The organism is Blochmannia endosymbiont of Camponotus (Colobopsis) obliquus (assembly GCF_000973545.1).
Classification (GTDB): domain Bacteria; phylum Pseudomonadota; class Gammaproteobacteria; order Enterobacterales; family Enterobacteriaceae; genus Blochmanniella.
On sequence record NZ_CP010049.1, the window covers coordinates 95,569 to 108,918 of the forward strand.

A 13,350-nucleotide genomic window follows, 5' to 3' on the forward strand; every position below is an offset into this window, starting at 1 on the left:
AGTTATATATTTATAATACGTTATAGTTTTAGTTTAGGTTTATATTTTTATCTTTTTGAATTGTTATAGCATGTAATCGGTTGCGTATATTACAACGTATATTTTTATTTGTAATGAATATTTAAGTTGTTCATGCAAGATTTTAAGTGTTTAATTTTATCATACATGTGTTATATATAAATATTGTAGGCATTTTGAAATTCAATGTGATGAATATTGATTGTTTATCTTTAATGAAGGATATTTTACTTGTTGTTTGTTAATAATTATATTTTGTTTACGTGTTATGATGAATTTCTGTTTATATTTTAATGTATTTATTGTGTTTTATTTGTCTGATTAATATTGTTTATAATTAATGTTGCTTGGTGTTTTTTTTTGAAAGTGGTTGTCTTCTGTTGGTACATTGAATATTAGAACTTTTTTGTTTTAAGGTATGTACAAAAATATAACATTGTTTTGACTTGCAATATTAACGTAAAATAATAATCAAAACATTAATGACATTTTGATATTTAATAAGTTTGGATTACTAATAATAGTTTGTTTATTAATTAAATTAAGTTATGATTGCAAAGTACAAACATAATATTAGTTTGTTTTGTTACATTTTTGTCTGTACAGAAATTGATTATTATAAAATACAATTATATGATTCATGGTATGGTAGATGTTCGCTGTCCGTTTGTTATTTTTTTGATGGGTCCGACATCTTCTGGAAAGACTGCATTAGCATTGGCGTTAAAGAAAAAAATATCGATAGAAATTATTAGTGTTGATTCAATGTTAATATATCGTAATATGGATATTGGTACAGCTAAGCCTACCAATGAAGAATTAGTGTTAGCTCCTCATAGGTTAATTAATATTCTTGATCCATCTGAGTCTTATTCAGTTGCAAAATTTTTGCATGATGTTTTTTTTGAAATTTTAGAAGTTATTAATAATGGTAATATACCATTATTAGTGGGTGGCACAATGTTGTATTTTAAATTATTACTAAATGGACTGTCTCCTGTACCTCCGGCGGATTATTTAATACGTGAACAGATTAGACAACAAGCAAGTATGATAGGTTGGCGTGCTCTATACAAAAAATTACAAAAAATTGATCCAATTACTGCAGAAAGAATTCATCCTAATGATAAACAAAGATTACAGAGGGCGTTAGAGATTTTTTTAATATCTGGAAAAACTGTAACTGAATTACATAAAGTATCTTTACAACCATTAGCAAAGTATCAAGTTTGTCAGTTTGCTATTTTACCAGAGCATCGTGAATTATTGCATAGACGAATAACACATCGATTTTATCGTATGTTAGATATTGGATTTGAAAAAGAAGTGCAGGCTTTATATACTAGACCTAATCTTCATGAAGCGATGACATCTATTCGTAGCGTAGGATATCGTCAGATGTGGTTATATTTGTCTGGCAAAATTAACTATACGAATATGATATCAAGCGCTATTCATGCAACATATCAACTTGCTAAACGTCAAATGACTTGGTTACGTGGATGGGATGATAGTGTTTATTTTTTAAATAGTGCAGATATTTCTGACGCTGTTAGTAGAGTATTGCGAGTTATTAGTCCGTTTTTATATAGCAAGAGACACATGCGTAGTAAAATAAATAAATAGTTGATTTGTTTTATAATGATTTAGTTTTATTAAAATTTAATTTATTTTTATGTTATAATTTAGAGATCAAGATTATAATAATTAACCTGCATGAGTTAATGTTTTTATAATGTTCTAATTGGAAATTAGAACATTATAGTTTTTAAAGAATTTTCGATATTGTTAATATAAATCAAGTGAGACGCAAAATGTAAAAGTTTTTAATTATTTTATATGTAGATACATTAGATAATTATTTTGGGATATTATATTTTGTTTAGATTTTTACATTTCACATTATTTTCTATTAGAAGTATTATACTATTGATTGCATCGTTTTTGTGTTTTTATTTGTGATAATGAGGTTGATTTTTTTTGTTTAGACATTATTCTCGTTTTGGTCAAGCTATATTAGTACGTGTTTTTTTTAAAAAAAAAAATATAGAAGTGTTGCAAGAATTTAAAAATTTGGTTACTGCATCTGGTATAAAAATATTTCGAGTGATTACTGTGTGTCGCAGTTCTCCACATCCTAAGTTTTATGTTGGCACAGGAAAAATTAAGGAAATTGCATTTTTAGCTAAAAATAATTTAATTCCAGTTATTATTTTTGATCATATTTTATCACCGAATCAAGAAAAACATCTTGAAGATTTATGTCAATGTAAAATTATTGATAGAACAGAATTAATTCTTCATATATTTTCGCAACGAGCAAAGACTAGTGCGGGAAAATTGCAGGTCAAATTAGCGCAGTTGCGTTATCTTAGTACCCGTTTGGTACATGGATGGACACATTTGGAAAAACAAAAAGGAGATATAAAAAGGTTACGTGGTCCTGGTGAAACTCAGTTAGAAGTTGATAGACGGTTACTACGTACTCAAATTAATCATGTTCTTTTTCGTTTAAAAAAAGTAGCTAAGCAACGAGAACAAGAACGACAATCTCGTGCTCGTAGTAATATTCCAAGTGTTTTATTAGTAGGATATACTAATGTAGGTAAATCCACTGTTTTTAATTTATTAACTAATTCTTCAGTCTATATTGCTAATAAATTTTTTGCTACTCTTGATCCTATTCATAGACGCATTGCCGTGCATGGTATAGGTGAAGTAATATTAATAGATACAGTAGGTTTTATTAAAGATTTTCCTTCTGATTTAGTTTCTGCTTTTCAGGTTACTTTACAAGAAGCATTGTATGCAACATTGTTGTTACATATTGTTGATGCATCTGATGATCAATATGAAGAAAAAATTGCTGCAGTGATTCATATTTTAGACAAAATTAAAATTCATCATATACCAATACTTACAGTTATGAACAAAATTGATCTTTTAGATGATTTTAAACCTCGTATTGATCGTGATGTTGATCATTATCCTACGAGAGTTTGGATATCTGCTAAAAATACTATAGGTCAAGCATTATTCATACAAACATTAAGTGAATGTTTATATGGTATCATGATGCAATATGAATTATTGTTACCACCCGAGGCTTATTATTTGAATGTTAAATTTTATCAAATGAAAGTTGTTCAATATTGTCGAATTAAACCTGATGGTAATTTTTATTTAATTATAAAATTATCTATTGCAAATTGGTTGAAATTATGTCAGCAATATTCCTTTTTGAATAAATATTTAATTACAAATAGTTCACAAAGGTGTTTATAATGTGATATTTAATAAAATTTGTTAATGTTTTATTTTATTGTAGGAGATACAACTTATGGCTTTGAATTGGCCTGTGTATTTTATAAATAATCATGATCCATGGGAAAGAAAAAGTGATGGTGATAAAAATTCTATTAAAAACAATCAAAATAAAAAAAATTTTTTAAATTTTAATAGATTTGTGTGTAATATTATTCGTAAATTAATTAAATTTAATATTGGTGGTAATAATAGTGTGAATGGTATACCAGAGAGAAAAGGTTATTATTATTGTGGAATAGTTCTTTTTGTAGTCGTGCTATGTTGGATAATTAGTGGTTTTTATACTATTAAAGAAGCAGAGCGCGGAGTTATCTTACGTTTTGGGAAATTTAGTCATTTGGTGTATCCTGGGCTTAATTGGAAACCTATTTTTATTGATGTTGTAATTCCTGTAAATGTAGAATCGGTGCGTGAATTAGCGGCATCTGGTATGATGTTAACATCTGATGAAAATGTAGTACGAGTTGAAATGAATGTTCAGTATCGTGTTACTGAACCAGAGAGATATTTGTTTAGTGTAATTAATGCTGATGATAGCTTACGTCAAGCTACCGATAGTGCGTTACGTGGCGTGATTGGGAAATATACCATGGATCGAATTTTGACGGAAGGACGTACTGTTGTACGTAGTGATACTCGTCATGTTTTAGAAAATACTATTCATCCTTATAATATGGGCATTACTCTTCTTGATGTCAATTTCCAAACAGCTCGTCCACCTGAAGAAGTTAAGGCGTCTTTTGATGATGCAATTGCTGCACGAGAAAATGAACAACAATATATTCGTGAGGCAGAAGCATATGCAAATGAGGTACAACCTCGTGCTAATGGTCAGGCACAACGTATTTTAGAAGAAGGCAAGGCTTATAAGGCGCGTACTGTATTTAAAGCACAAGGAGAGGTGGAGAGATTTTCTAAAATTTTGCCAGAATATAAAGCTGCTCCTAAAATTACTCGAGAAAGATTGTATATAGATACTATGGAACGTGTATTATGCAGCACACGTAAAGTGCTCGTTAATGAGCAATTTGTAAATAACATTTTTATGTTACCTGTAGAATTTTTCGCCGGAAATTGTGATAAAAATAATCAAAATGTTGATGTTATTAATAATGCTTTACGATCATCAATGATTGATAATAATAATAATGCAGATAAGGTTCTTTCAACCTATCAGCAGGGTGATAATGTTAATAAGAAGAAGAACAATATAATTAATAAAAAGAGAAGTAATTAATCTAAATCGAATTAGTTATTAATAAGACCAGTTCATTGGTGGGAAAGGTAAGGGGTGTGGACAGGATGCGCAATTTTTTGGTGTTAGTTGTTGTTGTAGTATTGTTTGTGTTATGTTCTTCGTTATTTATTGTTCAAGAAGGACAGCGAGGTATTATATTACGGTTTGGTAAAGTTTTGCGTGATATAGATAGCAAACCTTTGGTTTATAATCCAGGTTTGCATATAAAAGTACCATTTATTGAAACGGTAAAGAATCTTGATGCTCGTATTCAAACTATGGAAAATCAAGCCGATCGTTTTGTCACCATGGAAAAAAAGGATTTAATTGTTGATTCTTATGTAAAATGGCGTATTAGTGATTTTAGTCGTTATTATTTAGCAACTGGTGGAGGAGATGTTTCTCAAGCTGAAGTTTTGATAAAACGTAAATTTTCTGATCGTTTACGTTCTGAGTTGGGTAGGCTTGATGTTCAGGGTATTGTTACAGATTCACGTAATAGATTGATGAATGATGTACGGGATTCATTAAATTATGGTACTCCGGGTCATGTTTATAATAATTCACAACAATTAGCGATAGTTGATAATGTTATTAGTTCTGCAGTTTCCCATATTGAATTAGAACCATATAATTGTACTTTTGTTACTAATCCTAATAGTATGGCAGCATTAGGTATAGAAATAGTTGACGTACGTATCAAACAAATTAATTTACCTACAGAAGTTTCTGATGCAATATATCAACGTATGCGTGCAGAGCGAGAAGCTGTTGCTCGTCGTCATCGGTCTCAGGGTCAGGAAGCAGCTGAAAAGTTGCGTGCTACTGCGGATTATGAAGTAACTCGTACTTTAGCTGAAGCAGAGCGTCAGTCTTTAATTATTCGTGGTGAAGCAGATTCGGAAACTGCAAAATTATATGCTGATGCTTTTAATGAAGATCCATTGTTTTATTCTTTTGTGCGTAGTTTAACTGCTTATGAAAAGAGTTTTAATAATAATAATAATATGATGATATTAAGTCAAAATAGTGATTTTTTCCGTTTTATGAATTTACCAAAGAAAGATATTGTTAAATAAATAAATTATTAATATCTAATTTAAATTGTATTTTAGTTTTGTTAACAATGATAATATGGATCATAAAAAACGTTTATTTTGTATGTTGGTAGTTAAGTAATATATATATAATACATTTATTGTTTTTTTGATTGTGATTGTATAAGTGATATTTTAGTCTAGATATTAATCGATTAAATGTAGTAAAAAAATTGGATAATGATGCGAAAAAATATTGTAATTTTAGGTACGCAATGGGGCGATGAAGGTAAGGGGAAGATAGTTGATTTGCTAGCTAGCGATGCAAAATATGTAGTACGTTATCAAGGTGGAGATAATGCTGGTCATACTTTATTTTTAAATAAGGATAAGATTGTTTTGCATGTGATACCTTCTGGAATTTTGCAGGATGGTGTTGTTGGAGTGATTGCTAATGGAGTAGTATTATCACCGTTCTCTTTAATCAGAGAGATACAAGAGTTAGAAAAACGAGGTATTATGGTACATGATCGTATATTTATTTCTGAATCTTGTTTTCTTATTCTTGAGTATCATGTTGCTATGGATATAGCAAGAGAAAAATTGCGTTATTCAAGTGCGATAGGTACCACTGGATGTGGTATTGGACCAGCTTATGAAGATAAAGTTGCACGTAGGGGTTTGCGTGTTAGTGATTTGCAAAATTTACAAATTTTTTCAGATAAATTAAAAGAAGTGATGGACTATTATAATTTTCAGTTGGTAAATTATTATAATGTAAATGCTATTGATTATTATAAGGTCTTAGATAATATTACTAGGATATCTGATTTTTTAATTTCTATGTCAATGGACGTTACTGAGTTATTGAATAATGCTTATAAAGATAAATCTTTAATGATTTTTGAGGGAGCTCAAGGATCATTATTAGACATTGATCATGGTACTTACCCTTATGTGACTTCTTCTAATACTATTTTAGGTAGTGTTTCTATTGGTTCTGGATTAAGTCCTTATTGTATAGATTATGTTTTAGGAGTAGCGAAAGTTTATGCTACTCGTGTTGGTTATGGTCCATTTCCTACTGAATTATTTGATGATATAGGAGCATTCTTGTGTGTTAATGGAAATGAGTTTGGATCAACTACTGGGCGTCGACGTAGAACTGGTTGGTTTGATGTTGTAGCACTTCGTCGTATAGTACAGATTAATTCTTTTTCTGGTTTTTGTTTGACTAAACTTGATGTATTAGATGGGTTGAAAGAAATAAAAATTTGTGTTGCTTATCGTATGTCAGATAATTCTATAATATACAAGATGCCGTCCATTTTAAAAAGTTGGGAGGTTATTGAACCAATTTATGAAACTTTGTTAGGTTGGAATGAAAGTACTGTTGGCATAAATATATTTAATAAGTTACCTCAAGCTGCACGTCGTTATATTCAACGTATTGAAGAGCTTATTGAAATTCCTATTCATATTATTTCTACAGGTCCTGGACGTCAAGAAACTATTATTTTACAAAATCCATTTTTTGTATAGTTTATTTTTGTATAAGTATAAAATTTTTACTAATTTAGTTTATTATTATTTGATAGGTTGTATGTTTTTAAATTATTTGTATTAACATAATTAAGTAATGTTTTGTTAAAGATATTTGAGATGCACGTATGATATTGTTTGAGGTTTCTTTTATTTTTTAAATTAAAATTATATTATTTTGATTTCATGTTATTTTAATTTTTTATATAAAAATTAATATAGTTAATGCAGATGTTTTAATATAGTATATTTATTTAAAATATTTATGATAATGCATTGAAAATATTTAGTGTTGAAGTAATTATTAGTTGTATACTTAGACATATTTTGCACAATGTTTTGTATTACAGGTTGTTTGAATAAGTAATGTTTGTAGGAATTTTATGATTTTTTTTATTATGAGTACATGATGTATGTTGAATGTTTTTAATTATTTTATTATATAATATATATATAATTTATGTAAAATTTATATAACATAATGGTTGAGTTTGTTTATGGTATTCATATTATACAGTCTTTGTTAGATTTTAGTCCTAAGTGTTTTTTAAAAGTTTATGTTCTTGATAATTATCACAATAATTATAGATTAAAAATTTTAATTGAACGGTTAGAGAAGATTTGTATTATTAAAAAAGTAAAAAATCGTCATTTTTTGTATAAACAAGTTGGTGTATTAACTCACCAAGGAATAATTGCTGAAATACATAAAAAAAATTATTTTCAGGAAAGTTATTTGTTGGAATTGTTAATTAAAGAAAAAAATCCGTTAATTTTAGTTCTTGATTGTATTACTGATCCTCATAATTTGGGAGCATGTTTGCGTTGCGCTCATGCTTTTGGTGTACATGTTGTTATTATTCCTCGTAATCGTTCTTCTCAGATGAATGCTACTGTTAGGAAAGTAGCTAGTGGTGCTGCAGAAATTGTTCCTTTGATTCGTGTTACTAATTTAGTACGTACGTTACAATTACTGCAAAAATATGGTATACGAGTAGTTGGTACCATATTGCAATCAAATCATTATTTAGGCCAGAGTCAATTGTTAGGTAAATTAGCATTAGTTATGGGATCTGAAGGGACGGGTATAAGATATTTAACCAGAAAAACTTGTGATGAATTAATTAGTATTCCGATGATTAGTTCTTGTGCTTCATTAAATGTTGCTGTAGCCACAGGAATTTGTTTATTTGAAGTATTAAGACAAAAAATGGTTTGTAATTATTAATTTAAATATATTTTGTTAATTTTGGGTTTTGTTTAAGAAATAGGATTTGTTATTTTTATGTTTATAATGAAGATAGTAGAGGATATTTTTAAAAGTTTTGTTATATTGTGTGAATTTAAATGACCAGGTATTGTATATTATTATTCAATAGATTTTGTAGTTGATTGCGAATTTTATGCAAATTTTATTATAAAATTTTGCTCTTGCATGGTGTTTTAAATTTGTGATAATATTGTTGTTATAAAGTTATTATCATAATCTTAGTAGTCATTGTATTTGATTTCATTTTTATCGATAATTTATATTAATATTTTGTTGATTCAAATCAGTCATTAAATTATGATAAAGTTGTGTTTGGTGTTGGACAATATGAGTTAATTAAGACAATTTAATAGTTGGAGTAATAATATAATGCGACATTATGAAATTATTTTAATGATTCATCCAGATAAAAGTGAAATTGTTAGTAACATGATTGATCAGTATAAAAATGTTATTTTAATTAATAATAAAGGTATTATTCATCGTGTAGAAGATTGGGGTAGGCGATCTTTAGCATATCCTATTAAAAAATTGTATAAAGCTCATTATGTGTTATTGAACATAGAGGTATCTTGTAAAACTATTTTTGAGTTGGAGAGTCTTTTTAAGTTTAATGACGATATTATTCGTAATATGATTATTAGGCGTAAAAAAGCGGTTACTGATTTATCTCCAATTATGCAAATAAAAGATGAACCTATTGATATTGTATCTGACAGGGTTAATTATTATAATAAGACTAAATTAAATATTTAGATGTAATTAATTTATTAATGTGCTATAATAATTGTTGATGTTTTATTATCATAAAGTAAAAAAATAGAAAAATTAAATATATTGTATATCATTTTATGTATTAGGGTTGTGAATGTGAGTTTTTAATAAATGTAATGAGTGTTTATAAAAGCATGGTGTTTGTGTTTTTTTATTTTAGTGATTAAGTATTTATGTAAAGTAAATTTTGGAAAAGTTTTTATGGTTCGTTATTCTCGTAGTCGTAAGTTTTATAAGTTTACTGTGGAAAAATGTGTTGAAATTGATTATAAGGATATATCTAAATTAAGAAATTACATTATAGAAAGTGGCAAGGTTATTCCCAGTAGGATAACTGGGACCCGTGCGAAATTTCAGCGTCAATTATCTCGTGCTATTAAGAGAGCGCGTTATGTTGCATTTATACCATATACAGACAATCATATTTAAATTTTAATTATTTATTGAGTTGAGTTGTTTTTATGAAACTTATGCAAGTTATATTGTTAAATAAAGTAGATAGATTAGGTGAAATAGGTACATTAGTTAATGTAAAAGCAGGTTATGCTCGTAATTTTTTATTTCCGCAAGGAAAAGCTATTACAGCTACAAAGAAAAATCTTTTGTATTTTAAAAATACGCAACTTAAATTACAGGAGAAATTAATAGAATCACATGCAATTGCTAAAATACGTTTGGAAAAACTGAATAAACTTGGTTCTATTATTATTTTGTCCAATAAAGTAGGTGTAGGGGGTAAGTTATTTGGCTCTATTGGTGCTCTTGAGATAGCTAATGCTATAACTAATTTAGGTGTTCAAGTATCAAAAAATGAGGTAAAATTGCCAAATAAAAGAGGATTGCGTGTGATTGGTGATCATGAAATTAAGGTTCAATTATGTAGTGATCTTTATTCCACTTTGATTATTACTGTAAAGTCACAAGTGTAATATTTTTGTTAGATGTTTGTTTAATAAAATAAATTTAGTATTGTAATTTTACTATGTATTATATACAGTTTTAATATTTTATATTAATTATTTTATAGCAAAAAGAAAAATTAAGTAATATGTGTAATCAAAATTTTTTATTTTGATTTTTTTTTGATGGTTATATATATGAAGATTTTGTTATTATTATGATAAGAGAAATTAGTCAGCTGGCTCGTAAAGCTGGAAAAGAGATCATGTTATTTTATAATGGTAAAAGAGTGTTAAATTTAAATACAAAACGAGATGACACTCCAATAACTTCTGCTGATTTAATTTCGCATCAAATAATTGTATCGGGTTTACATAGATTAACCCCGGATATTCCTATTATCTCTGAAGAAGGTAGTGTAAATTTTAATAAAAGTGTGAATTATAATGTTTTTTGGCTAATAGATCCATTGGATGGTACTAAAGAATTTTTATATCATAATAGTGAGTTTACTGTTAATATAGCTTTAATAAATTGTGGTACTCCTGTAATGGGAGTGGTATATGTTCCAGCTATCAATGTTTTGTATGCTGCTAGTAATGGTAAAGCATGGAAAGAGGATGGTTATGGCAAAAGATTTTTTATTAATGTAAAAAAAAATTACCCACCTACAGTACTTGTTAGTCGTTTTCATCCAGATAAATATTTTTTAGATAAATATTTGATAAAGCTGGAACAATATAAAATTATTTATGTAGGTTCTTCATTAAAATTTTGTATGATAGCTGAAGGTGTTGCACAGTTATATCCAAGGTTTTCTTCTATTAAAATATGGGATACTGCTGCAGGTTATGCAGTTGCTGTGGCTGCTGGTGCTAAAATTATTGATTGGTATGGTAATGTTTTGATTTATGGTCCATTTAATTCATTTTTAAATCCAGGTTTTGAGGTATCATTATCTTAAAATGTTTATATAGTTGTTGGAAAATTATAAAAAATGTTTTTTGTTTTGTATTTGGATTTTGCATAAATTTTGTTTTTACAGTTTATTGTTATTTTATGTATCGAGATTTAGTTTAGTAATAATTAATATGTCATAAATAATGACATATTAATTATTAAATGATTTATTATTAAATAAATTTAGAATTATAGTACAGTAGTAAAGTTTATTTTTTGTATTATTTTTTAGTTATATAATTATTGATTTATTATATTATTGAATTTTGTTATTTTATTAGGGTTTGTCATAAATATATATTATGATCTGTGTACTTTAAATTTATGTAATTGTTTAAATTTTTTCTGTAATTTTATTATTGTATTGATATTTTAAATAATTCAAAAATTTGATTGTATATAGAAAATGGAATCAGTATTGATTATATAATATGATTTATTTTAAGTAATTAATTAATTATAAAGTTTTAATTTTTTGAAAAATTCAATGTTCTGTATATTAGTAAGTTTATAAATTGAAAACAGTATTATCATTACAAATATTGTTTTTGTTTTTATTGTTGATATTTAAAGTATTTTTTAATTAATATTTAATTATGTATGGGATTATTAGAGTTGTTAAAATAATTTTTTTGTAAGTTTTATAAATAAAAAAATTTTTATATTATTTTTTAATTATATATTTTTTAAAATGTTACTTTATAGTAATGTTGCGCTATTTTTTATGACGTCATATAACAAAAAAATAGATTGTTTGTATTGGTAATATTGTATGTTTTTTATTATAATGTTTTTATTTTACATTTATTACATATTTAAATATGTAATTTAGAACAAATGACATAAAATGATGGATTAATGTATATAGAGATAGATATATTTATGAACTACATGTAATGTTTTTTAAAAGAAGTTTTTATTTTGATTGTAAAATTTTCTCAATGTTTTCGTGATTATTCATGGGTAAAATGGTTTTATTACTATAACTGTACAGCGTTTTGTTTTATTATATTGTATTTTTATTATGTTGTAATAGTTTATTCATAAGTTATATTTTTTGATTTAAATTTTTGCTTTTTATATTATTATAACTTGGATTATAATTAAAAGTTTTATATATTTTAAAATATAAAGTTGATATAAAGCAATAAAGTATTACGATATTTTGTATTATTTATTTTATCCATAATGTATATTGTTTATTTGTGTTTTTTAAGGTAGGATTTTATTTTTATACACAGTTCTTTAATTCCATAATTTTTAATTCCAGAAATTAAATGATGTTTGTTTTTCCATTTTAAGATAGATAGTATTTGTTTGGTTTGTTTGATTGCTTCATTGATAGGCATTAAGTCTATTTTGTTAAAAATTAACCAACAAGTTTTGTTAGTAAGTTCGTTATTATAATATTTTAGTTCATTATTTATGATATTAATATTTTTTATTATATTTAAAGTATTCAGTGGTTTTAATTCTATGAAATGTAGTAATATTTTACATGGTATTAGGTGTTTTAAAAATTTTATGCCTAATCCAGATCCATTATAGGATCCTTGAATTAATCCTGGAATTTCTATAATAGAATAATTATGTTCATAATTATTATTTTTTATTTTACCTATTTGAGGTATTAGTGTAGTGAAAGGATATTCAGCTACTTGTGTTTTTGCTGTTGATATTTTATTTAAAAATGTAGATTTACCAGTGTTGGGCAGTCCTAATATACCTATATCAGTGATAAGGATCAATTCTAATTGTATTTCAATTTTTTCTCCTTCTTTTCCGTTTTTTTTATATTTTTGCATGTCGTAATTTACATATGGTTTGCAGAAATAATTATTTCCTATACCATGACGACCACCTTTAGCTATCATTAAGTGTTGCTTATGATATAGTAAGTTTCCTATTTTTTGTTTTGTATTTACATTGTATACAATAGTGCCTATGGGGACTTTGATAATAGTATCTGCACCTCGTTTACCTGTACGTCCTCTACTTTTTCCATTTTGACCATGGTTACCAAGAAAGATTTTTTTTAATAAAAAATTGTTTAATGTATTGGTATTTTTATCTGCTAGTAAATATACGTCACCTCCGTCTCCTCCATTACTATTCATTTGTATATGATGATATGTATTATATTTTTTATTAAAACGTTTAATATAGCCATTACCTCCATGGCCAGCTTGTACTAAAATATTTACTTTATCTATAAATTTCATTGTTTTATTTTTTATTTGTTTTTATTATTATGATAATTCTATTGGTTTTACTTTTTGCTAAAT

Annotated in this window: 11 protein-coding genes; 10 read left to right on the forward strand and 1 reads right to left on the reverse strand. The window is 26.6% G+C overall.

Annotated features, from left to right (window positions below; all coding sequences use genetic code 11):
• The first annotated feature begins 663 nt into the window (after positions 1 to 663).
• From miaA to cysQ, 10 genes are all read left to right on the forward strand, one after another.
• On the forward strand, positions 664 to 1,644 hold the full coding sequence (gene miaA, locus BOBLI757_RS00390) for a tRNA (adenosine(37)-N6)-dimethylallyltransferase MiaA (protein ID WP_046305370.1): 981 nt from the start codon (positions 664 to 666) through the stop codon (positions 1,642 to 1,644).
• A gap of 354 nt (positions 1,645 to 1,998) precedes the next feature.
• Complete coding sequence (gene hflX / locus BOBLI757_RS00395; protein WP_046304547.1) at positions 1,999 to 3,303, forward strand: ribosome rescue GTPase HflX; 1,305 nt, start codon at positions 1,999 to 2,001, stop codon at positions 3,301 to 3,303.
• Between the two features lie 55 nt (positions 3,304 to 3,358).
• Complete coding sequence (gene hflK / locus BOBLI757_RS00400; protein WP_046304549.1) at positions 3,359 to 4,582, forward strand: FtsH protease activity modulator HflK; 1,224 nt, start codon at positions 3,359 to 3,361, stop codon at positions 4,580 to 4,582.
• 65 nt (positions 4,583 to 4,647) lie between these two features.
• Positions 4,648 to 5,661: a protease modulator HflC gene (gene hflC, locus BOBLI757_RS00405; RefSeq protein ID WP_046304551.1), complete on the forward strand. Its 1,014-nt coding sequence runs from the start codon at positions 4,648 to 4,650 to the stop codon at positions 5,659 to 5,661.
• 201 nt (positions 5,662 to 5,862) lie between these two features.
• Complete coding sequence (locus BOBLI757_RS00410; protein WP_046304553.1) at positions 5,863 to 7,161, forward strand: adenylosuccinate synthase; 1,299 nt, start codon at positions 5,863 to 5,865, stop codon at positions 7,159 to 7,161.
• 481 nt (positions 7,162 to 7,642) lie between these two features.
• Positions 7,643 to 8,389, forward strand: a complete 747-nt coding sequence (gene rlmB / locus BOBLI757_RS00415; RefSeq protein WP_046304555.1) for a 23S rRNA (guanosine(2251)-2'-O)-methyltransferase RlmB — start codon at positions 7,643 to 7,645, stop codon at positions 8,387 to 8,389.
• 411 nt (positions 8,390 to 8,800) lie between these two features.
• A complete protein-coding gene (gene rpsF / locus BOBLI757_RS00420; protein WP_046304557.1) occupies positions 8,801 to 9,187 on the forward strand; it encodes a 30S ribosomal protein S6 in 387 nt (128 codons plus the stop codon).
• 219 nt (positions 9,188 to 9,406) lie between these two features.
• Entirely contained in the window at positions 9,407 to 9,634 is a 228-nt protein-coding gene (gene rpsR / locus BOBLI757_RS00425; protein ID WP_046305372.1) for a 30S ribosomal protein S18, read from the forward strand.
• Positions 9,635 to 9,675: 41 nt separating this feature from the next.
• The gene (gene rplI, locus BOBLI757_RS00430; RefSeq protein WP_046305374.1) at positions 9,676 to 10,134 is read left to right on the forward strand and encodes a 50S ribosomal protein L9; all 459 of its coding nucleotides are present in this window, start codon (positions 9,676 to 9,678) and stop codon (positions 10,132 to 10,134) included.
• A gap of 188 nt (positions 10,135 to 10,322) precedes the next feature.
• The gene (cysQ, locus tag BOBLI757_RS00435; RefSeq protein WP_046304559.1) at positions 10,323 to 11,069 is read left to right on the forward strand and encodes a 3'(2'),5'-bisphosphate nucleotidase CysQ; all 747 of its coding nucleotides are present in this window, start codon (positions 10,323 to 10,325) and stop codon (positions 11,067 to 11,069) included.
• A 1,195-nt stretch (positions 11,070 to 12,264) separates the two neighbouring features.
• Here the strand turns inward: cysQ and cgtA are convergent.
• Positions 12,265 to 13,287, reverse strand: a complete 1,023-nt coding sequence (gene cgtA, locus BOBLI757_RS00440) for an Obg family GTPase CgtA (RefSeq protein ID WP_046304561.1) — start codon at positions 13,285 to 13,287, stop codon at positions 12,265 to 12,267.
• Between the last annotated feature and the right edge of the window lie 63 nt (positions 13,288 to 13,350).